18 protein-coding genes and 1 tRNA gene are annotated in these 22832 nt (G+C 55.8%); 16 read left to right on the plus strand and 3 right to left on the minus strand.

Annotated elements, in window-relative coordinates:
- Nucleotides 1–273: 273 nt before the first annotated feature.
- Nucleotides 274–546, plus strand: coding sequence for a YkgJ family cysteine cluster protein (locus PHD44_RS09405; RefSeq protein ID WP_300190824.1), 273 nt, complete (start codon nt 274–276; stop codon nt 544–546).
- A gap of 280 nt (nt 547–826) precedes the next feature.
- Here the strand turns inward: PHD44_RS09405 and PHD44_RS09410 are convergent, their stop codons facing one another.
- Both PHD44_RS09410 and dapF read right to left on the minus strand, forming a co-directional pair.
- Nucleotides 827–2146, minus strand: a complete 1320-nt coding sequence (locus tag PHD44_RS09410; protein ID WP_300190826.1) for an OmpP1/FadL family transporter — start codon at nt 2144–2146, stop codon at nt 827–829.
- A gap of 408 nt (nt 2147–2554) precedes the next feature.
- Nucleotides 2555–3400 carry a diaminopimelate epimerase gene (gene dapF, locus PHD44_RS09415; protein ID WP_300190869.1) on the minus strand — a complete coding sequence of 282 codons (846 nt, stop codon included), beginning with the start codon at nt 3398–3400 and terminating at the stop codon, nt 2555–2557.
- Between the two features lie 74 nt (nt 3401–3474).
- Here dapF and PHD44_RS09420 point away from each other — a divergent pair, with 74 nt between their 5' ends.
- From PHD44_RS09420 to PHD44_RS09465, 10 genes are all read left to right on the plus strand, one after another.
- A complete protein-coding gene (locus PHD44_RS09420; protein ID WP_300190829.1) occupies nt 3475–3918 on the plus strand; it encodes a hypothetical protein in 444 nt (147 codons plus the stop codon).
- An 89-nt stretch (nt 3919–4007) separates the two neighbouring features.
- On the plus strand, nt 4008–5837 hold the full coding sequence (typA, locus tag PHD44_RS09425) for a translational GTPase TypA (RefSeq protein ID WP_300190832.1): 1830 nt from the start codon (nt 4008–4010) through the stop codon (nt 5835–5837).
- Between the two features lie 47 nt (nt 5838–5884).
- The gene (ffh, locus tag PHD44_RS09430; RefSeq protein WP_300190835.1) at nt 5885–7240 is read left to right on the plus strand and encodes a signal recognition particle protein; all 1356 of its coding nucleotides are present in this window, start codon (nt 5885–5887) and stop codon (nt 7238–7240) included.
- A gap of 142 nt (nt 7241–7382) precedes the next feature.
- A tRNA-Leu gene (locus PHD44_RS09435) sits at nt 7383–7466 on the plus strand.
- Nucleotides 7467–7532: 66 nt separating this feature from the next.
- Nucleotides 7533–8831, plus strand: a complete 1299-nt coding sequence (gene tig, locus PHD44_RS09440; protein ID WP_300190838.1) for a trigger factor — start codon at nt 7533–7535, stop codon at nt 8829–8831.
- Nucleotides 8832–8997: 166 nt separating this feature from the next.
- Nucleotides 8998–9630: an ATP-dependent Clp endopeptidase proteolytic subunit ClpP gene (gene clpP / locus PHD44_RS09445; protein ID WP_300190842.1), complete on the plus strand. Its 633-nt coding sequence runs from the start codon at nt 8998–9000 to the stop codon at nt 9628–9630.
- 60 nt (nt 9631–9690) lie between these two features.
- A complete protein-coding gene (clpX, locus tag PHD44_RS09450; RefSeq protein ID WP_300190845.1) occupies nt 9691–10995 on the plus strand; it encodes an ATP-dependent Clp protease ATP-binding subunit ClpX in 1305 nt (434 codons plus the stop codon).
- Between the two features lie 240 nt (nt 10996–11235).
- Nucleotides 11236–13668 carry an endopeptidase La gene (lon, locus tag PHD44_RS09455; RefSeq protein WP_300190848.1) on the plus strand — a complete coding sequence of 811 codons (2433 nt, stop codon included), beginning with the start codon at nt 11236–11238 and terminating at the stop codon, nt 13666–13668.
- A 280-nt stretch (nt 13669–13948) separates the two neighbouring features.
- The gene (locus PHD44_RS09460; protein WP_012823283.1) at nt 13949–14221 is read left to right on the plus strand and encodes an HU family DNA-binding protein; all 273 of its coding nucleotides are present in this window, start codon (nt 13949–13951) and stop codon (nt 14219–14221) included.
- Nucleotides 14222–14422: 201 nt separating this feature from the next.
- Nucleotides 14423–16360 carry a SurA N-terminal domain-containing protein gene (locus PHD44_RS09465; RefSeq protein WP_300190850.1) on the plus strand — a complete coding sequence of 646 codons (1938 nt, stop codon included), beginning with the start codon at nt 14423–14425 and terminating at the stop codon, nt 16358–16360.
- Between the two features lie 626 nt (nt 16361–16986).
- On the opposite strand, the gene PHD44_RS09470 is transcribed toward PHD44_RS09465, so the two are convergent.
- On the minus strand, nt 16987–17775 hold the full coding sequence (locus PHD44_RS09470; RefSeq protein WP_300190853.1) for an enoyl-ACP reductase: 789 nt from the start codon (nt 17773–17775) through the stop codon (nt 16987–16989).
- A gap of 120 nt (nt 17776–17895) precedes the next feature.
- On the opposite strand from PHD44_RS09470, the gene PHD44_RS09475 reads away from it, so the two are divergent.
- The 5 genes from PHD44_RS09475 to PHD44_RS09495 form a co-directional block, all read left to right on the plus strand.
- A complete protein-coding gene (locus tag PHD44_RS09475) occupies nt 17896–19761 on the plus strand; it encodes an extracellular solute-binding protein (protein ID WP_300190856.1) in 1866 nt (621 codons plus the stop codon).
- Nucleotides 19733–20395 carry a hypothetical protein gene (locus PHD44_RS09480; protein ID WP_300190859.1) on the plus strand — a complete coding sequence of 221 codons (663 nt, stop codon included), beginning with the start codon at nt 19733–19735 and terminating at the stop codon, nt 20393–20395. Before PHD44_RS09475 ends, PHD44_RS09480 begins: the two co-directional genes overlap by 29 nt.
- 11 nt (nt 20396–20406) lie before the next feature.
- Nucleotides 20407–21075, plus strand: a complete 669-nt coding sequence (locus PHD44_RS09485; RefSeq protein ID WP_300190862.1) for an FMN-binding negative transcriptional regulator — start codon at nt 20407–20409, stop codon at nt 21073–21075.
- Nucleotides 21072–22136, plus strand: a complete 1065-nt coding sequence (locus PHD44_RS09490; RefSeq protein WP_300190864.1) for a microcin C ABC transporter permease YejB — start codon at nt 21072–21074, stop codon at nt 22134–22136. Before PHD44_RS09485 ends, PHD44_RS09490 begins: the two co-directional genes overlap by 4 nt.
- The coding region (locus PHD44_RS09495) for an ABC transporter permease (RefSeq protein ID WP_300190867.1) at nt 22133–22832 on the plus strand (700 nt) is incomplete at its 3' end. The genes PHD44_RS09490 and PHD44_RS09495, both read left to right, overlap by 4 nt.

Consider the following 22832-nt stretch of genomic DNA (forward strand, 5'->3'; position numbering starts at 1 on the left):
CCTCTTTCTCCGCCATAATATTTTTACGTAAGGCGATTCCGAAAGGGTCGCCTTTGTTTTTGCTTGCTACCCCGTGATCTGTGCAGGATAAGCTGTTGCTCTTGCAGGTCGGCGCTCACCAATATTGACGCGACGGCCTGTGTTATTGCCAAGCTGGTATTTGCCAGTATTTCTCCCCCTAAGTTTTTCCACGGTCGTATGTGAATAATAGGTGAAGTCCAGAGCCTCTCTGGTAATGTTCAAATATCGTACGTATTGAACAAGGTGTTTCTAATGACAAGCCCTCATTCCTTCGAGTGTCGTGCTGGGTGCGGGGCTTGTTGTATTGCTCCTTCTATCTCCAGCCCAATTCCAGGTATGGAGCGCGGTAAACCTGCGGGGGTGGCTTGCGTTCAACTGACTGATGACTTTCGTTGCGCTATTTTCGGCAAACCGGAACGACCTCGATGCTGTTCAGGATTAAGCCCGAGTATTGAGATGTGTGGTGAGTCGCAAGCGCAGGCGCTTGAATGGCTGACTTCCTTGGAAGAAGACACAAAACCCTAGCAAATTTGGAGACAATATCTGCTCAGAGTTTGCTCATACTTATCTGTATCTGCCTAGGATTTTTGAGTAGGGCGATGGTAAGGAATACCTTTTCGCAATGGTACGGTAGAAATTCACCGGTGGCTTTGCGTAACGAGGATAGGCTTGAGATTGGGGTGGATCAATTGTGGTGAAGGTTTTGCAAGTAATAAAAAACCCCGCCTCGATAAGAGAGCGGGGTTTTTGCCGGTTTCCGCCCCGTGAGGGCGGTATAAAACATTCTTAATCGATAGATATTCGATTAGAACTTGTAGGCATAACCGATAGTGGCTTCGTACTGCTTCATGTGGATGGTGGTTGTGGTTGAAGGGTCGTATGCAGCAACGGCATTGTTTGGCCCTGTTACGGTAACGTCAGGTGCGTACATAAATGCCCCACTTACTTCTTGGTGCTGGTCAATGGCATAGGTGAGACCGGCAGTGTAATGGTTTTTAACTACACCCGGCGCTAAGGTATTGAACACAACATCTTGTGAACTAATCGGGTTGGTGCCGTGGTTGAAGCCGACGCGCAACTGCAGAGCTGGAGTCATTTGCCATTGTGCACCGAGTTTGACTACGTTGACGTCTTTCCATCCAAAACCCGGGCCGTTATCAGCGCCTAGTTGATTCGTTCCAAGGGTTGTAGACGTGTTCGCAATTGATTTAACACCAGAGTAGTTAATGCGCTGGAAGTCTGCAGTCAACGTCCAAGCCGGGGCAACATGGAAGGCACCACCAACCGTCCATGTGGATGGAATATCAAACTTTCCACCTTCTGCGAACAGGCCTTTATATTCGTCAAACTTGCTCATCGCCATTTTGGTTTGGTAGCTTGCAGCTAATGAAATCATGTCTGTTGCATGGAATAGAACACCGATTTTCCCACCCCATCCTGTAGAGTGAGATACTTCGTTCCCTGTCACATAGCCTGGATCGGTGGAGTACATCGCATTGTCAAATGCGCCTAACCCCTTGACCTTTATGGTTTGGCGTGCAAACAGGATGCTCGCGCCCACGGAGAGCTTGCCGTCCATGAATTTGTGCGCGTAGGTTGGTGCAATAAACATTTGTTGGAGATTTACGCCACCTTCTCCGCCGCCCATAAGTGCACCGGTGCTTGGGTTTCGTGATGCGAACGGGCCTGTGTTGCCCGCCCCAAATAGGCTTGTCGCGGTGCTCGAATAATCTGAGTTCATTCCGCCGTTGCCGTAAATTGCAATACCAATGGAACTGGTATCATTGATGGCATAGCTGGCGGACAGTTCGGGAATGTAAAAGTTGTTGCTATTGCTTTCAGCTGAGGCGTCAAACATTCCGCTGTTGCTTGTTTGACTGTACCCGCGAACAGGGTGGAACCAGGAGATGTCAAAGTTCACCTGTGTGCCGGTTTCAGTGATGCCAGCCGGGTTGGTGGCGATGATCATCGCGCTGTCGTTCGGCAGTGCTACGCCGCTGCCGCCCATACCCATGCTTTTCACGCCGTAACCGTGAGAAAAATAACCGTTGGTAGCGTGCGCAGCGCCTGAGGCGATCAAGGTGGCGGCAACCGATGCGGCCAGTAGTGAACGTTTGAATACCATTTTTATCCAGTCTCCTGATTGATTGTTTTTGCGCCCGTTTCCATCTCTGGGTCGGGCGCACATCTACTCGTTTCCCGCTATGCGGGTGCCCACATTCTGATGACGGGTTGCTTCGAGGCCCGCGTAAGGTAACAGAAATGTAAACCGAGTGAATTCAAGAAAATTGAGGGTGCGCGAAAAAATATTAATAAATCAGTGGGTTGTGTATTAGTAAATGCTTATTTATTTATATAAGTATTTTGCTTGTTGCTGCCTTATGATTTATTTTCATTAACTTATGTTTCGGTTTTTTCAACTTTTTGGTGTGTTTTCGTTCGTTGCTCTTGGGTTTTGGTTGGGTGGGCAAGTGTTGTTTTTTTAAAATTGATGTTGTTTTTATGTTGCATTTAGGGATGGTGCGGCCCGGGTTCACGCGATGCTTTGGGTAATTTGCCCTTCAAAAACGCTTTGAGCTGGGCCGGTCATCAATACCGAGTCTTGGGTTTTGCCCGTCCATGCCACAGAGAGTCTTCCGCCACGAACGTCGACAAGGCAGGGGGAATCAAGCCGGTTTCGACGAATGCCGCTGACAACCGCTGCGCAGGCGCCGGTACCGCAGGCGAGTGTTTCGCCGGTGCCGCGCTCGAATACACGCAGTCGGATGTGCTGGCGGTCGATGATTTGCATAAAACCCACATTTACTCGATTGGGGAACTGTCGATGGTGTTCGATCATCGGGCCGATATGACCGACCGGGGCCGTGTTGACGTCTTCGACTTCCAGCACGGCGTGTGGATTGCCCATGGAAACTGCATCAATGAGCCACTCACTGCCGTCATCAAGCGTTAATGGATAACTTGTGGCTTCCTGTTCGGTGATGAAGGGGATATTGGCGGGGGTGAACATCGGTCGCCCCATGTCGACAGTGACATCGCCTGAATCGGTGATATGAAGCACAATCCGGCCACTGGCGGTGCCAACGGGGATTTCTTTCTCGGCGGTCAATCCTTTGTCGTGCACATATCGGGCAAAGCAGCGCGCACCGTTGCCGCATTGCTCCACCTCGCCACCGTCTGCGTTAAATATGCGATAGGTGAACAAGGTGTCGGCGGTTTTGGGTGGCTCGACGATCAGCAATTGATCGAAGCCGATGCCGAAATGCCGATCGGCCCACTGCCTGATCTGTTCCGGATTCAGTTCGATGGCTTGATTGATGGCGTCGATGACCATGAAATCGTTGCCCAGTCCGTGCATTTTGGTGAAGTGGATTGTCATGTGGTGTTCTTCGGCGGTGGGTTTGATGTGCTTCATTCTATACGTACTATGAGGCGAATATATGAGGACTGATAATGATCGTTCAGGCAGTGTGGGTTGATTTGGCGGCGCTCTTTCAGGTTCGTACCGGTGGTGCGCCGGAATTGTTTGCGGACGTGCTTGGCGCGTTTGAACATTGGCGCGCCCAGGGGTTGAGGGTGGTTGGCATCACGACTGACGCGCGGCGTTACGACCCACGGCTGTTTTCGTTTTTTGGTGAAGCATTTGTGGTTATCGAAAGACCACTCCCGCAATGGCGCCAGACCCAGACCTGGCTTGATCTGGCGGAAGAAATGGAAGTGTCGCCCGAGCGGATCCTCTTCATCGCCAGCACGCCCATGCTCATGGGTTTTGCGCGCCGTGCTGGCTTGCGGACCGTGGGCGTGATGCGCGACCCGCATACGATGGCCGTTCTTGACGGGTACTGGGCGGATACCTTGACCGATATTGATTGGCAAGACCCCCGGATCTTTGAATAATTCCAATATTTTACCCGGCCACGCTGCCAGAAACACGCGGGTTCAGGTATACTGCCGCACCAATTTATTCCTTATTTATGGATGCTCCTGTGATTTCTCATTTGCGTAACATTGCCATTATCGCCCACGTTGACCACGGTAAAACCACTCTGGTCGATAAACTGCTGCAACAATCCGGTACCCTGGACGCCCGTACCGACACCGGTGAGCGGATGATGGATTCCAACGCAATCGAGAAAGAGCGCGGCATCACCATCCTCGCGAAAAACACCGCCATCCGCTGGACCAGCCCGAAAGGCGAAGAGTACCGCATCAACATCGTCGATACGCCCGGACACGCCGACTTCGGCGGTGAAGTGGAGCGTGTGCTGTCGATGGTCGATTCCGTGCTGCTGCTGGTGGACGCCGTTGATGGCCCGATGCCGCAAACCCGTTTCGTCACGCAAAAAGCGTTCGAGCATGGCTTGAAGCCGATCGTGGTCATCAACAAGATTGACCGCCCCGGCAGCCGTCCGCAGTGGGTGGTGGATCAGGTTTTCGACCTTTTTGATCGCCTGGGTGCGACCGACGAGCAACTCGACTTCCCGATTGTCTACGCCTCGGCCCTGAATGGTTATGCCGGTCTGGACGACTCCGTTCGTGAAGGCGACATGACCCCGTTGTACCAGACGATTGTCGACTCTGTGCCAGCACCGGATGTGGATGCCGATGGCCCTTTCCAGATGCAGGTTTCCAGCCTCGATTACAACCCGTACATGGGCGTCATGGGTATCGGTCGTATTTCCCGCGGCCGGGTTAAAACCAATACGCAGGTCAAGGTCATCGACCGCGACGGCAACATCCGCTCGGGCCGCATCCTTCAGATCATGGGTTTTCATGGTTTGGAGCGGATTGAAGTGCCGAGCGCGCAGGCGGGCGACATCATCGTGTTCTCCGGTCTCGACCCGCTTCTGATTTCCGACACCATCTGCGATCCGGATCACGTGGAAATGCTGCCGCCGCTGACGGTCGATGAACCGACCGTGAGCATGTCCTTTAACGTCAATACCTCACCGTTCGCTGGCAAGGAAGGCAAATACATCACCAGCCGCCAGATTCGTGATCGTTTGCACAAAGAATTGCTGCATAACGTCGCGTTGCGCGTTGAAGATACCGAGGAAGGCGATAAATTCCGTGTGTCCGGCCGCGGTGAATTGCACCTTTCGGTATTGATCGAAAACATGCGCCGCGAAGGGTTTGAGATGGGCGTTGGTCGCCCCGAGGTCATCATCCGCGAAGTCGATGGCGTCAAGCAGGAACCTTACGAGCAGCTCGTCGTGGATATCGAAGAGCAGAATCAGGGCGCGGTCATGGAAAAACTGGGTACCCGCCGTGCGGAATTGCGGAATATGGAACCCGATGGCAAAGGCCGTGTGCGCCTTGAATACATCATTCCTTCGCGTGGCCTGATCGGTTTTAGAACCGAGTTCATGACGGCCACGCAAGGCACCGGTCTGCTGTTCTCAGTATTCGACCATTACGGTGAATACAAGCCGGGCAACGTGGGCCAGCGCATCAACGGGGTGCTGATCGCCAACGAAACCGGCAAGGCGTTGTCTTATGCGCTGTACAACCTGCAGGATCGGGGCAAGATGATGATCGGCCACGGGGATGAAGTCTACGAAGGCCAGGTCGTGGGCATCCATTCACGCGACAACGACCTGACCGTCAACGTCCTCAAGGGGAAAAAGCTCACCAATATGCGGGCATCGGGTACGGATGAGGCGCTCACCCTCGTGACGCCGATCCGGTTCACGCTGGAGCAGGCACTGGAATTCATCGATGATGACGAGCTGGTCGAAGTGACCCCGGCCTCGATTCGCATCCGCAAGAAATGGCTGACGGAGCTGGATCGCAAGCGGTATGGCCGTGGCGACTGAGCCTCTTTCCAGCCGATTTGAGTTAATGATCGAGATGGTACGCGCGCATGTTTGAAAATCTTTCCCAGCGGCTCGGCGGTCTGTTCGATGGGCTGCGCGGGCAGGGGCGGTTAACCGAAGACAACATCAAGGACGCCCTGCGTGAAGTGCGGATGGCCTTGCTGGAGGCCGATGTTGCCTTGCCGGTGGTGCGTGATTTCGTCAATCAGGTCAAGGAACGCGCCGTTGGTGCCGAGGTCATCAAAAGCCTCAAGCCGGGGCAGGTGTTCATCAAGATCGTCAGCGATGAGCTGACCGCGTTGATGGGCGCCGAGAACTCGGCACTTAATCTGGCTGCCCAACCGCCGGCTGTCGTGCTGATGGCCGGTTTGCAGGGGGCGGGTAAAACCACCACCGTCGGCAAGCTCGGTCGACTTCTGCGTACGCGCGAACACAAAAAAGTGCTGGTCGTCAGTGCGGACGTGTATCGCCCGGCCGCGATCAAACAGCTCGAAACGGTCGCCGGCCAGGTCGGCGTCGATTTTTTCCCTTCCGATGCGGGGCAAAAGCCCCTGGATATCGTGCAGGCTGCCTTGAAGCAGGCGCGCGTCGGTTTTTACGACGTGCTGATTGTCGATACGGCGGGTCGGTTGCATGTCGATGCCGAGATGATGGACGAAGTGCGCCAGCTGCACGCCGCACTGAATCCGGTGGAAACCCTGTTCGTCGTCGATGCCATGACAGGCCAGGATGCGGCCAATACCGCCAAGGCCTTCAATGAAGTGCTGCCGCTGACCGGTGTTGTACTCACCAAGGCCGATGGCGATGCGCGCGGCGGGGCGGCGCTGTCGGTTCGCGCCATTACCGGCAAACCCATCAAATTCATCGGGATGGGCGAAAAGCTTGACGCGCTTGAGCCCTTCCATCCCGATCGGATTGCCTCACGAATCTTTGGCATGGGCGATGTGGTTTCTCTGGTGGAAGAAGCGCAGCGTAATCTCGACACCAGCAAGGCTCAGGCTTTGGCCGAGAAGGTGCGGGCAGGCAAAGGTTTCACCCTCGTTGATATGCGCGATCAATTCCAGCAAATGCTCAACATGGGGGGCATTGGTGGCTTGATGGACAAGTTGCCGGGTATGGGCAAGCTGACGGCGGATGCAAAAGCGAATATCGAGGATCGTGACGTGCATCGCATGATTGCCATCATCAACTCCATGACAATCCAGGAACGGTTGCACCCCGAGTTGATCAAAGGCTCGCGCAAGCGCCGGATTGCACTGGGTTCGGGGATGCAGGTACACGATGTCAACCGGTTGCTGAAGCAGCACCGTGACATGAGCGACATGATGAAAAAATTCTCCGGTGGCGGCATGAAAAAAATGATGCGCGCGCTCAAGGGGCGCATTCCTGGCATGCCGATGTAGGTGTATTGGCGCGGGTATGAGTTTGGGCTTGCCGATAAGCTCAGGTATACTCCCCCGCCTGTTTGATCCGAGCGGATTTGGCAACGGCGAGTTGCGATTGAGGTCGCACGGGCTGTCCAAATGCCGAAAACGAAACGTTTCAGCGAGAGTGGCGGAATTGGTAGACGCACTGGATTTAGGTTCCAGCGCCTTTGGCGTAAGAGTTCGAGTCTCTTCTCTCGCACCATATTCCTGATCAGGGCATCGCCTTGATTATTTTTTTAGATATGAAGAAGTTTGAGGTTGAGTGACCATGCAGGTTGAATTGCAGTCATCAGAAGGTTTGATCCGTCGTTTGGCGATTGAAGTACCTGCCAGTGAAATCGATGTCGAAGTCGATCGCCGCATCAAGGATATGTCCCGCCGCGTACGTCTGGATGGTTTCCGTCCGGGCAAGGCGCCTTTGCCGGTCGTGCGTCAGCGCTATGAAGGCCAGGTACGCGATGAGGTGGTCGGCGACGTCATGGGGCGCAACTATCAGGCCGCCATCGCCGAGCAGAAGCTGCGTCCGGCGGGCAACCCCTCGATTGAGTCCGTCGAAGGGCAACCGGGTGAAAACCTCAAATTTGTGGCTGCCGTTGAAGTTTATCCCGAATTCGAACTGGGCGATCTTTCCGCCCTTGAAATTGAAATCTCAACAGCCGAAGTAACCGACGCCGATGTGGCCGACATGCTCGCGACACTGCGTGAACAGCATGCCGACTGGAAATCAGTGGATCGTGCGGCCAAGGATGGTGATCGGGTTACCGTGAATTTCGACGGCAAGGTCGATGGCGAAGCATTCCAGGGCGGTAGCGGCGAAGGCATGCAGGTTGTGCTTGGAGAAAACCGCATGTTGGCGGACTTCGAAAAAGGTCTGGCTGGTATTGCCGTGGGCGAACCTGAACGTGTGTTTGATGTGGCCTTCCCCGAAGACTATCCCGTAGAAAACCTCAAGGGCAAAACCGCGCAATTCACCGTGACTGCGACAGCGGTCGAAGAGAAAGTGCTACCCGAGTTGGACGACGAATTTGCCGCCCGTTTCGGTTCTGCCTCAGTGGCTGAATTGGAGTCTGATGTGCGCAAGAACATGGAGCGCGAACTCAGGCAGGCGCTCAAGCGTCAGACCAAGGACGTGGTGCTGACTGCCGTGACCGACAGCCTGACTTTTGATGTGCCCAAAGCACTGGTCGATGAAGAAGCAGTTGCCATGCGTGATGGGTTCGTGCGCCAGCAAATGCCTCATGCCGATGCCAGCGCGCTCGACGCCAGCCTGTTCAGCGAGCAGGCATCCAAACGCGTCAAGATGGGCCTGGTGATCATGGAAATCGTCAAGTCTGCCGATTTGCAGGTTGACGATGCCTTGGTCGACGAATTCATCAATGACATTGCCGCCGCGTATGATGAGCCGGAGCAAGTCGTTGCGACTTACAAATCTGATCGTGAAATGATGAGCAATGCCCGCACGGTAGTACTGGAGCAGCAAGCCGTTGATCACGTGTTGTCCAAAGCCAAGGTGACCAAAAAATCACAGGAATTCAAATCGGTGATGAATCCGGCCCCACAGGCCTGATTGAGCACCACGCAGATCTTTCAGCATTTTTTTCTATAGACAGATTGAAAAGTCGCGATCAACCGCCACAGTTCATGTGTTGTGTTGATCGCGTTTTTTGTTTTAACTCCATCCGCCCGGGGTGTCGAATCAGCGGCGCTCGGCTAGAATTCATGAGGGAGAATGTATGATCTTCGGTTCTCAAACTACAGCAGGCCTGTCTGCGCCGGAACTGGCCGCATTGGTGCCCATGGTCGTCGAACAGACATCCCGCGGCGAACGCGCGTATGACATCTACTCCCGCCTGCTCAAGGAGCGGGTTGTATTCGTGATCGGTCCGATTGAAGACCACATGGCCAACCTGATCGTGGCGCAGTTGCTGTTTCTGGAATCGGAAAATCCGGACAAGGATATCCATCTGTACATCAACTCGCCCGGCGGCGTGGTGACGGCGGGCATGTCGATCTACGACACCATGCAGTTCATCAAGCCGCATGTCTCGACGCTGTGCATCGGTCAGGCAGCCAGCATGGGTTCCATCCTGCTGGCGGGTGGCGAGCCGGGCAAGCGGTTTGCCTTGCCGAACTCGCGGGTGATGATTCACCAACCTTTGGGCGGATTCCAGGGGCAGGCTTCCGACATCAAGATTCATGCGGAAGAAATCATCAAATTGCGTCATAGTTTGAATGGCGTTCTGGCCAAGCACTGTAATCAGCCGATGGAAGTGATCGAAAAAGATACGGACCGGGACAAATTCCTGTCGGCATCCGAAGCGGTTGAATATGGTTTGATTGACGCGGTGCTGGATAAACGCGCGTGATGCGAATGACTGAAACTGGGCTCGAAACTTGCCCGGTTTGATCACAGACAGAGGCTGATTATGGCTAAAAGTACAAAAACCGAACAGGATCTGTCCTGTTCCTTCTGCGGTAAGCCGCAGGCCGAAGTCCGCAAGCTCATTGCCGGTCCATCGGTTTATATCTGCGATGAGTGTGTCGAGCTTTGCAACGACATCCTCCGCGAGGAAATCTCCGCAGCCAAGGATGAAAGTCCGGCCCGCCTGCCGACGCCCAAAGAACTGGTTGAGGCGCTGGACGAGTATGTCATCGGCCAGCAGCAGGCAAAACGAGCTCTGGCCGTCGCGGTGTATAACCATTACAAGCGTTTGAACCTGTTCGGTTCGACACACAAGGTGGCCGAGAAGGATAAGGACAGTGATTCCGAACCGGTTGAACTGTCAAAATCCAATATTCTTCTGATCGGCCCGACGGGCTCCGGCAAGACGTTGTTGGCTCAAACGCTGGCACGTGTGCTGGATGTGCCATTCGCTATCGCCGATGCCACCACGCTGACCGAAGCGGGTTACGTGGGCGAAGATGTCGAAAACATTCTGCAGAAACTGTTGCAGCGTTGTGACTACGACGTCGAGAAAGCGCAGCACGGCATCGTCTACATTGACGAGATCGACAAGATCACCCGTAAATCCGAGAACCCGTCGATCACAAGGGATGTATCCGGTGAGGGTGTGCAGCAGGCATTGCTCAAGCTCATCGAGGGCACGCAGGCTTCCGTGCCGCCCCAGGGGGGCCGCAAGCATCCGCAGCAGGAGTTCGTGCAGCTGGATACGACCAATATCCTGTTCATCTGCGGCGGTGCCTTCTCCGGGCTGGATAGCATCATCCGTCAGCGGATCGAGAAAGGCGGTATCGGCTTCTCTGCGGAAGTGAAATCCAAGGATGACAAGCGGGCGGCCGATGAACTGCTGACCCAGATCGAGTCGGAGGATTTGACGCGTTATGGTCTGATTCCCGAGTTCATTGGTCGGTTGCCGGTCATCGCGACGCTGAATGAACTGGATGAAGCGGCGTTGGTCAAGATTCTGGTCGAGCCGAAGAATGCGTTGACCAAGCAGTACATGCGTCTGTTCGAAATGGAAGGCGTAGAGCTTGATCTGCGTGAAGATGCGCTCCGCGAAGTGGCACGTCAGGCCATCAAGCGCAAAACCGGCGCGCGTGGACTGCGGACCATCGTCGAGCATGTGCTGCTCGATACGATGTTCGAGGTGCCTTCTACCGAGAATGTGAAGAAGGTCGTCGTGGATGCCTCGGTTGTGCGTGGTGAGAATGCGCCCTACCTGCTCTTTGATCAGGCCGAAAGCCTACCCAAGGCAGCTTCCGATAAGTAACTTTTCCCCGGCTTTATAGGGCGTAATTGAAATCCCGCTGCTTGGCGGGATTTTTTTGCAAGTCCACTGAGTGGTTCCGACGCAGCAATGAAACATCATATTCAGGATGTTTTCCTTGATCGTGGATCGCTTTTCTGCGCCTGCGACTTGAAAAGTTGCCATTCGGCATTAACTATTGGCTATGCTCTATTCGTATCCGTTCACCTTACCGCCATTCGGCGCGTCACACAGGTAAAACATATGCCACATAACGACACAACATCTGAAGTCATCGCCGGTGCACCTCGTACCGTTCCGGTTCTGCCGCTGCGGGATGTGGTGGTTTACCCCCATATGGTGATCCCTCTGTTCGTGGGACGGGAGAAGTCCGTGTCCGCGCTGGAGGAAGCCATCAAGGGCAACAAACAATTGCTGCTTGTCGCTCAGAAGGATGCCGAGCTTGACGATCCGGGCCGCAAGGATCTGCATGCCGTAGGCACGTTGGCTTCCATTCTTCAACTGCACAAATTGCCGGACGGCACGATCAAAGTGCTCGTCGAGGGCATCGAGCGCGTACGCTGCGTGCAGGTGCACGAGGTTGACCAGTATCTGGTGGCCGAAGTGCATGCGATTGAAGAGCCGAAAGCACAGCCTGATCGCGAGCTGGAAGTGGAAGCACGTACGTTGCTCAACCAGTTCGACGGGTATGTCAAACTCAACAAGAAAACGCCACCAGAGGTGCTGACATCGTTGGCTGGCATCGATGATGTCTCGCGCCTGGCCGATACCATCGCCGCCCATATGGCGCTCAGTCTCGAAGAAAAGCAGAAGATTCTGGAAACCATCGATCTGCACGCGCGGATCGAGCACCTCATGGTGCTGATCGAATCGGAAATCGACACCTTGCAGGTTGAGAAACGCATCCGTGGCCGCGTGAAGCAGCAAATGGAAAAAAGCCAGCGCGAGTATTATCTGAACGAACAGATGAAAGCCATTCAGAAAGAACTGGGCGATCTGGAGGAGGGCGGAAGCGATCTCGACGAGTTGGAGCGCAAGATTCTGACTGCCGGTATGCCCAAGGAAGCGCTCGACAAGGCCAAATCCGAGCTCAACAAGCTCAAGATGATGTCGCCCATGTCCGCCGAGGCATCGGTCGTGCGTAACTATCTGGACTGGATTATCGCCGTGCCATGGAAGAAGCGGACCAAGATCAAGCACGATCTGGGCGTTGCGGAGCAGGTGCTGGAAGCCGATCACTTCGGCCTGGAGAAGGTCAAGGAGCGGATTCTCGAGTATCTCGCGGTGCAGCAGCGCGTGCGCAAAATGAATGGCCCGATTCTATGTCTGGTCGGCCCGCCGGGTGTGGGTAAAACCTCGCTCGGTCAGTCGATTGCCAAGGCCACCAACCGGAAATTCGGCCGCATCGCCCTAGGTGGCGTGCGCGACGATGCCGAGATTCGCGGCCATCGTCGGACTTATGTCGGCGCCTTGCCGGGCCGGATCGTGCAGACGCTGAGCAAGATCGGTTCCCGCAATCCGCTGATTCTGCTCGATGAGATCGACAAGATGGCTTCCGATTTCCGGGGCGATCCGGCTTCGGCCTTGCTGGAGGTTCTGGACCCCGAGCAAAACAAAGCGTTTGCCGATCACTACATGGATATGGACATCGATTTGTCCGAGGTCATGTTTGTGTGCACGGCCAACAGCCTGAATATCCCGGGCCCGTTGTTGGACCGGATGGAAGTGATTCGTATTGCCGGCTACACCGAAGACGAGAAGACCGAGATCGCCGAGCGCTATCTGTTGCCCAAGCAGTTGGAAAAGAACGGCTTGAAGGACAAGGAGCTTGTCATCGATACATCAGCGGTTCGCGATGTGATTCGCTACTACACCCGTGAAGCCGGTGTGCGGAACCTTGAGCGCGAACTGGCCAAGGTATCGCGCAAGGTGGTGCGCAAACTCGTCACGAATGAAGAAAAGCCACCGATTACCGTCGATTCCAGCTCGCTGGATCAGTATCTTGGCGTTCATCGTTTCGATTTCGGCAAGGTCGAACATCCCGATCAGGTCGGGCAGGTGACGGGTCTGGCCTGGACGGAAGTGGGCGGCGACCTGCTGACGATTGAAGCGGCGACCATGCCGGGTAAAGGTAACCTCAAGTACACAGGCCAGTTGGGCGAGGTGATGCAGGAGTCGATTCAGGCTGCGATGACGGTCGTGCGTGCACGGGCGGTTTCGCTGGGGATCGATCCGGACTTCAGCCAGAAGGTGGATATCCACGTGCACGTGCCCGAGGGCGCGACACCGAAGGATGGCCCTTCGGCCGGGGGCGCGATGTGCACGACCATCGTCTCGGCGCTGACGGGTATTCCGGTCAAGTCGACCGTGGCGATGACGGGCGAGATCACCCTGCGTGGTGAAGTGCTGCCGATTGGCGGGCTCAAGGAAAAGCTCCTGGCGGCGCAGCGAGGTGGTATCAAGCTGGTTCTGATTCCGGAAGGAAACCGCAAGGATCTGGTTGAAATTCCTGAGAAAATCAAATCCTCGCTGGATATTCGACCGGTGCGCTGGATCGATGAAGTGCTGGATTTGGCCCTGGTTACCCCGCCGACGCCAAAGCCCGTCGAGATAAAAGAGTCGGTACCAACCGTCGAGGCCAAGCGACCCGACGACCAGAGTGCGCATGCGCATTAATTTCGATACCGATCGCGGATTTTTCGTGCAGAGTTAACGCCCAGCCGATCCGCGTTCGGGTTGGCTTTGAGCGTATTTCGTGCTTTTCTCTACCCATTGATGCGCCAAATGTCCGGACTTTGTTGACAGCACGCCAGTGTGGCTTGTATAAAAGCGTCTGGACTTAGGTGAGCGTAATCGGAATTGGTTGATTGTTGCGGGTACTGCCTGCAGAATCCGACACCTAGAAACTAGAAACCTAACCCCTGTATTAACCCCAGAAGAAAAGGATTGCAACGACATGAATAAATCAGAACTGATCGACGCGATGGCTGCCAAAAGCGGAATGAAGAAAACTGAATCTGCGGCAGCGCTTGATGCGTTTATCGAAGCGGTTGGTGATGCGCTGAAAAAAGGCGACCAAGTGACTCTCGTCGGTTTCGGCACCTTCCTGGTTCGTGAGCGTGAAGCCCGTACCGGCCGTAACCCGCGTTCAGGCGAAACCATTGAAATCGCTGCATCCCGCCTGCCTTCATTCAAGGCCGGTAAAGGGTTGAAAGACGCCGTTAACTGAGCCGTTCGATACTTCGGGTTCGTCCGGCCATATCCAAACTGCGCCATGGGGTGAATTACTGAGGTAAGTACAAAAAGCAGGGGCGGGAACGTCCCTGTTTTTTTATAGGGAGTATCATTCTCCCGGTTGCACTTGATGCACCACAACAATGGCCAGTTGCCTGCTCCGGCGGGCTTTTAAGTTTTTTAAGGTATTGATGCTATGTTGATGGACTTGCGGGAACGCATTCAGGGGTGGATCGCCTACGCGATCATCGGCTTAATCAGTGTGCCCTTCGTGTTGTGGGGGGTGGGCGAGTATTTCAGCGGTGGGGCAAACAAGCCTGTGGCCGAAGTCGATGGTTTGCCGATTTCCCAGCAAGCGTTCGAGCAGGCGGTCAGTCAACAGCGTCAGGCCATTATTCAGAAACTCGGTGGCAGCGTTTCGGCAGAGATGCTGCAGAGTCTGAATCTCGATCAGCAGGTGCTCGATCAGATGATCAATGAGCGCGTGTTGCGGGTATTCGTGCAAAAGGCAGGGTTTCGGGCGCCGGATGCCGTGGTGGCCGATCTGATTCGCTCTGAGCCCGCATTCAAGACCAATGGCGTGTTTGACGTCAAGAAATACGAAGCCTTCGTGGCAGCGCGCGGAACGACTGTCGCCAACTTCGAGGCCGGCCTGAAACAGGATATCGTCATGCAGACGCTGGAAAATGCGATCAGCGAAAGCACGATCGTGACAGCGCCCGAGTTGGATCAGATCGTCAAATTGCGTGATCAGACGCGTGAAATCGGCATGTTCCGTCTGGAACGCGCCCGCGTGGTCGACACCGTTCCTGCGCCGACCGATGCGCAGATCGAGGCCTACTATGCGGCACACAAGGCCGAATTTATCCGTCCTGAGCGGGTAAAACTCCGGTACATCGAGTTGTCGCCGCAAACACTGGCGCCTTCGGTCAAGGTGACGGATGCCCAGGTTGAGCAGGCCTATGCCGATTATGTGAAAAAACAAAAAGCACAGGTCACACGCTCGGTGCGGCATATCCTGATTGCGGTGCCGAAGAATGCGGATGGTGCCGCGGTTGAAGCGGCCAAGAAAAAAGCCTTGGCGGCTCGGGCCGCGATTGTTTCCGGCAAGACCAGCTTCGCAGATGAAGCACGGGCGGTTTCCGATGATCCGGGTTCGAAAGACAAGGGCGGCGACCTCGGTGAGGTTGCGCCCGGTCAAATGGTCAAGCCATTCGAAGATGCGATGGATGCCCTCAAGGTCGGCGAAATCAGCGAGCCGGTGCGCACGGAATTTGGTTGGCACCTGATCGAGGTGACCAAAGAGAGCCATCCCGACATCAAGCCGCTGGCGGATGTTCGCGACAAAATGGTAGCGGCGGCCAAAGAACGCCAAATCGAAAAGATTTATTACGATGAAGGCGAAAAACTATCCAATCAATCCTACGAGCATCCCGATAGCCTGATCCCCTCGGCCGAGGCGTTGGGCTTGAAAGTGCAGACCAGCGATTGGCTCAACCGGAACAGCGGTACGGGCATTGCGGCGAACGAGAAAGTTCGCCAGGCGGCCTTCTCCAAGGAAGTGCTCAAGCAGAAACTGAACAGCAACCTGATTGAGCTGGGCGCAAACCACGCTGTCGTGATTCGCGTGGATCAGCATGAGCCGCAAACGCCACTGACGCTGGCCGAGGTGAAGGATCAGATTGCCAAAACACTCAAAGAACAGGCCACCGACAAGGCATTGGCCGATGCGGCGGAGCGCATCGCCAAGACACTGAATGCCGGTACGGATCCGCAAGCGGCGGCAACAGCGGCCGGTGCAACCTGGGTGGCGCCGGTGTGGCTCAAGCGGACGGCGCGTGATGCCCCGATTCCCGCCGAAGCGATTCAGGCGGCGTTTGCCCTGCCTCCGGCACCGGCTGGACAACTGGCCAGCAAGGCCCTGGCTCTGAGTGACGGCAATGAAGCACTGGTGGTCGTCAAGGCGATCAAAGATGGTGATCCAACCGCGATCAGCGAGCAGGACAAGCAGGCGCTTTCTGCCCAAATCCAGCAGGCGCAAGCGCAGCAAACCTTGGGCGTGTTGCTCAAAGCCCTGCGAGATGAAGCCAAAATCACCATCCACCAAAAAGCCGAGAAAACAGCTACGCCTTAATTAGGGATCGGCTTTTAGAAGCCTGTCGGGCCGAACCTATCCGAACTTTTGTGTGTAAGGCATATCCAGCACGTTTTAAGAGAATCACCTATCCGCTTCCCCCTTTTTCAAAGGGGGATCGAGGGGGATTTATCGACAAGGCAGGCGACTTCTTAAATCCCCCCAGCCCCCCTTTTTCAAAGGGGGGGTAAACTGGACCCCTTTTTCAAAGGTGGGGGGCAAAGCTGGTCCCAATTTTCAAAGAGAACCACCTACCCGCTTCCCCCTTTTTCAAAGGGGGATCGAGGGGGATTTATCGACAAGGCGGGCGACTTCTTAAATCCCCCCCCAGCCCCCCCTTTTTCAAAGGGGGGGTAAACTGCTCCCCTTTTTCAAAGGTGGAGGGCAAAGCTGGTCCCAATTTTCAAAGAGAACCACCTACCCGCTTCCCCCTTTTTCAAAGGGGGATCGAGGGGGATTTATCGACAAGGCAGGCGACTTCTTAAATCCCCCCAGCCCCCCTTTTTCAAAAGGGGGGAGCAAAACTGGCCCCTTTTTCAAAGGGGAGCTTATTTCTGATCCCTGTGTCAAAGGGGGCAAGAGGAGGGAATTTATCCAGCCAACGGCTACGGTTTCTGATCCCTTTCTTATTTCGGGCACTGGCCCATGCCGGTGATGAAGTACCCCGAATCAACGTAGACATTCTCGCCGGTGATGCCGGATGCGAGATCCGAGCACAGGAAGGCGGCGGTGTTGCCGACCTGCTCGATGGTGACGTTGCGCTTCAATGGTGAGTTGAGGGCGACGTAATCGAGGAAGCCCTTGAACTCGCCGATACCGGAAGCGGCCAGCGTCTTGATCGGTCCGGCGGAGACCGAATTCACGCGAATACCCCGACCGCCCAAAGATCCGGCCAGATAGCGCACATTCGCTTCGAGTGCGGCTTTGGCGACGCCCATCACGTTGTAGTTCGGCATCACGCGTTCGGCGCCCAGATAGGATAGCGTGACGATCGCGCCGTTATCACGCATCGTCTCGCGGCCTGCCTTGGCCAGTGCGGCCAGCGAGTAGGCGGACACATCGTGGGCCACACGGAAGGCTTCGCGCGACATGCCGTCGAGATAGTCGCCATCCAGGGCTTCACGTGGGGCGAAGGCGATGGAGTGCACCAGAATATCGAAGCCTTCCGGCCAATGTTCGGCAAGTGCCGGGAACAGCGCATCGATCTGCTCGTCGGATGTGGCATCCAGTGGCAGATAGATGTTCGAACCCAGGTCCGCCGTCGCTTTTTCGACTTTTTCCTTGAAGCGATCGTTCAGATAGGTGAACGCCAGCTCGGCTCCTTCCCGGTGCATGGCTTCGGCAATGCCCGATGCAATGGAGCGATTGTTCGCAATACCCACGATCAAGGCACGTTTGCCGCTTAAAAATCCCATATCATGTTCCTCATGTTGATTAAAAAAGTACCAAACCATCAGGCCGGTCGAAACCTGAGCCACGCTTGGCCGCGTGGTCAATAGCAATAGTGTACGGTTGAAATGAACAACGAGCATCCCTTGCTGAACGATATATTGGGTGACGACCAGCGTGCACGCCGGGATTTCCTTCGCCATTTGCTGGCGACAGGTACTTTGGCGGTTGGCGCAGGTATTTTCAGTCAGGCCGGTCATGCCGCCGGATTTGCCGACGCGCTGGGCTATTCCCCCAAATATCCGGCCGATTTTACGGCATTTGATTATGTGAATCCCGATGCGCCCAAGGGTGGGCGGTTGGCGCTGTCGGTCTTTGGCAACTTCGACTCGCTCAACCCGTTTGTGTTGAAAGGCTTGGCAGCCTCGGGCTTGAATGAACTGTGTTTTGAAAACCTGACCGCGCGGGCCTGGGATGAGCCGTTTTCAGCCTATGGCTTGCTGGCCGATCGCGCCGATCTGGCGACGGATGGCTTGTCGATTACTTTTCGCATCAATGCCAAAGCACGTTTCCATGATGGCAGCCCGGTCACGGCGCAGGATGTGCTGTTCAGCTTCAATACGCTCATGAGCAATCAGGCGCATCCGCGCTATCGAATGTACTGGGGGGATATCGCTGGAGCCGAACTGACCGATGCGCGGCATGTGCGGTTTAACTTCAAGCGAGTCAATCCCGAACTGCATCTGATTATTGGTGAATTGCCGGTATTCTCCGAACGCTGGCTGGCGGGTCGTGATTTTGCCAGCCTGGCGCGCGAGGCTTTTTTGACCAGCGGGCCGTATCGCGTGGGTCGGGTCGATTACGGCAATACCATCACCTTTGAGCGCAATCCCGATTACTGGGCGAAGGATCTGGCCGCGCGCCGGGGGCAGTTCAACTTCGACCGGATCGTATTCAAATACTACAAGGACGAGACCGTCTCGCTCGAAGCCTTCAAGGCGGGCGAGTTCGATGTGTTCTACGAGACCAATTCCAAGCGCTGGGCACGCGATTATACCGGCGCGAATTTCGCCGATGGCCGCATCATCCGTCGTGAAATACCGCATAAAAACAACGCCGGGATGCAGGGCTTCGGCATGAATACCCGTCGGGCTCTGTTCTCGGATCGTCGGGTGCGGCGGGCGATGGATCTGGCGCTGGATTTCGGTTGGTCGAACACGCATCTGTTCTATGGCCAGTACACGCGCTGCGACAGTTATTTCAGCAACAGTGAACTGGCCTGTCGCGGCCTGCCGCAAGGCGATGAATTGGCGCTGCTCGAACCCTTCAAAGCCCAGTTGCTGCCCGAGTTGTTCCGTGAGCCCTATCAAGTGCCCGTCGCCAACAATCCGGCCGAACAGCGCGTGAACCTGCTCAAAGCGCGTGATTTGCTGGCCGAGGCCGGTTGGCGGGTGGAAGAGGGCGTGCTGAAAAATGCGGCGGGCCAGCCGTTTTCCTTTGAAATCACGCTGGCCATGCGCGGTTTTGAACGCATCGTCGCGCCCTATGCCTACAACCTCAAACGGCTCGGCATCGATGTCAGTTACCGCACGATTGACGTGTCGCTATATCAACGCAAGATGGATCGGTTCGATTTCGATATGGCGGTGGTGGCCTATGGCGAATCGCAGTCGCCGGGCAATGAACTGCGGGATCGGTTCGCCAGTGCTGCAGCGCATACAGATGGTTCCAGCAACTACATGGGGGTCGATAGCCCCGTGGTCGATGCGCTGATCGATCGGGTCATCTACGCCAAATCGCGGGCGGAGCTGGTCACGGCCTGTCGCGCGCTGGATCGCGTGCTGCTCTGGGGCGAATATCTTGTGCCAAACTGGTACATTGGTGCGCATCGGCTGGCGTGGTGGAATCGATTCGGTTTTCACCAGCCGCTGCCGCTTTATTTCGATGCCATGACCTGGGTCATGCAAACTTGGTGGCAAACACATGAACTTCCCCAAAAACAACGTAGCTAGAAAGATTCTTAACTGGCTCCTTCCGCTGTTGGCGGTAGGCACATTGGCTGGCTGCGCCACACCGCAATACGCTACGCAAACGTCTTACACGCCCCCGCAAACCGCCAAAGGGTTGATCTGCGTAGCTCAATGCCAGGATGCGCTCAAGCAATGCCAAAACACCTGTTCAGCAGCGCGGCAATCCTGCATTGCGCATATTGAACCAGCGGCGCGCGCGGCTTTTGATTCGGCGCTTAAAACCTACGAAGCGCAACGCCGCCAGTACGAAACCGACCGGCAGTTTTACGAGCTCAATCGCAGCTTGCGCATGGGGTTCTTCAACCCGGTGTTTGTGCCGGGCTATGGCTGGGTGATGCGTCCGGGTTATTACGATGATTACTACGATGATGCGCCCACGCCGCCCGTTGCACCGAGTCTGGCCGAGGAGCGTAAACGTCTGATCCACGAACGCTGCGACAGCGCGCCATGCCCTTGTCAGCAGAACTTCGAGCAATGCTATGTGGGCTGTGGCGGCGGCGTGAAAAAAACAGTGGTCTGTATCGCCAACTGCAAGGATTCCGATCCCAAGCCGTCATCCGGGGCGGAATCAAGTCCTGTCGTTCAACAACAGACAGGCACCCCTTCGACGAATTAAGCGAGCCAAGAATGTATCGCCCGCCCGCCTTTGTGGAAAACGATCACGACAAGATTGCCGAGATGATCCGCTCCTATCCCTTCGGGGTATTGATCACCTGCGATCAGGGGCGGTCGGAGGTGACGCATCTACCGTTCATGCTCCATTGGGATAAAACCGTTCAGGGCCAAGGCCCTGTTAAGGGCAAGGGCAAGCTCATCGGTCATATCGCCCGCGCCAATCCGCAGTGGCAACACTTTGTCCATGGCGAGGAGGTGCTGGTCGTATTCCAGGGCCCGCATACGTACATTTCGCCGAGTTGGTACACGAACTTCGGGGTACCAACCTGGAATTACGCGGCGGTGCATGTGCGGGGTACCGTGCGGCTGATCGAAGATGAAGCCAGCCTGATTGCCATGCTCACCGAACTCACCGAAACCCACGAGGCCGCGCGACCAGAACCGTGGGTGTTTGATATCGACCCCGAGCGGCGGGCGCATCTGATGGCGATGCTGGTCGGGTTCGAGATCGACATCACGGATATTCAGGCCACGTTCAAGTTCAACCAGAATCGCAGCGAGCAAGATCGGGCCGGCGTGATCGCAGCCTTGAGTCAGTCGCCGGATGCCGACGATCAGGCCGTGGCGCGCCTGATGCGTGAACAGATGACGTCTCGGAAGAAGGCCAGAACAAACGAATGACCGGTTACATTATCAAGCGGCTGCTCTTGATGATCCCGACCCTGTTCGGGATTCTCGCCATTTCCTTTGCGGTGATTCAGTTCGTGCCCGGCGGGCCGGTCGAGCAGCTCGTCGCTCAGCTTAAATCGGGCGGTGCCGGGGCGGCGGGGGCGGAATCCGGCGGCGGCTTGTCGGGCGGCTTGTATCGGGGCGATCAGGGGCTCGATGCCCGCCAGCTGGACCAGATCAAGTCATTTTACGGGTTTGATAAACCCGCCTGGCAACGCTTCGGCGACATGCTGGGCAATTACCTCACGTTCAATCTGGGTACGTCCTATTTTTATCAGCGCTCGGTCACCGATCTGATTCTGGAAAAACTGCCCGTCTCCATCAGTATCGGGTTGTGGACGTTCTTTCTCACGTATCTGGTCTCGATTCCACTGGGCATTGCCAAGGCTGTGCGGGACGGCTCGCGTTTCGACACCGTGACGAGCACCCTCATTCTCGTCGGCTATGCCATTCCCGGTTTTGTGCTCGGCCTTGTGCTGATCGTTTTGTTTGGTGGCGGCAGTTTCTGGCAGTGGTTTCCGTTGCGTGGCCTCACGTCCGATAACTTCGACCAGCTTTCGCTGTTGGGCAAGATTGCCGATTACCTCTGGCACATCGTGCTGCCGGTTACGGCGATGGTGGTCGGCAATTTTGCCGTGATGACGATGCTCACCAAGAACAGCTTTCTGGAAGAAATCCGCAAGCAATACGTGCTCACCGCCCGCGCAAAGGGCTTGTCCGAACGGCGGATTCTGTACGGTCATGTATTCCGCAATGCCCTGATTCCGATCGTGACCGGGTTTCCCGCAGCGTTTCTCGGCGCCTTTTTTACCGGCAGCCTGTTGATCGAAACCATTTTCTCGCTCGACGGGCTGGGGTTGCTCTCGTATAACGCCGTCATCCAGCGCGACTACCCGGTCGTGCTCGGCACGCTGTACGTATTCACGCTGATCGGGTTGATCGGCAAGCTCTTGTCCGATCTGGCCTATGTGTGGGTTGATCCGCGCATCAATTTCCAGGCCGTGAATACATGAGTGAGCAGGCATCCCAAGTCACCGCCCCAGCACAATCCCTGGGCCCTTGGCGGCGGGTTTGGCAGCGATTCCGGCGACACCGGCGCGGTTATCTGAGCCTGTGGCTGTTTTCAATTCTGTTCGTGTTGAGCCTTGGGGCAGAATTGCTGGCGAACAACCGGCCCTTGCTGGTGCTTTATCAGCATCAACTCTATCTCCCTTTGATTCACGATTACCCGGAAACCACCTTCGGTGGTGATTTCGCGACCAACGCCGATTACACCGATCCCTACGTCATTGCCAAAATCCGTGAACACGGCTGGCTGCTGCGCGCGCCGATTCCGTTTTCCTACGACACCATCGATTACTACAATCCCGTCCCGAATCCCGCGCCACCCAATGCGCGGCACTGGCTCGGCACCGATGATCGGGGCCGCGATGTCGCCGCCCGGTTGATTTACGGATTCCGTTTGTCGGTGCTGTTCGGCTTTGCGCTCACGGCCATCGGCATGGTGATCGGGATGCTGGCGGGGGCGGTGCAGGGCTATCTCGGCGGCAAGGTCGATCTGTTCTTCCAGCGCTTCATCGAGGTGTGGGGTTCGCTGCCCGAACTGTACCTGCTGATTATTTTCGCCTCGATCTTCCAGCCATCGATCGGTTTGCTGCTGATTCTGCTCTCGCTGTTCGGCTGGATCGGCTTGTCGGATTATGTGCGCG

Source organism: Halothiobacillus sp. (assembly GCF_028710545.1).
Classification (GTDB): Bacteria; Pseudomonadota; Gammaproteobacteria; order Halothiobacillales; family Halothiobacillaceae; genus Halothiobacillus.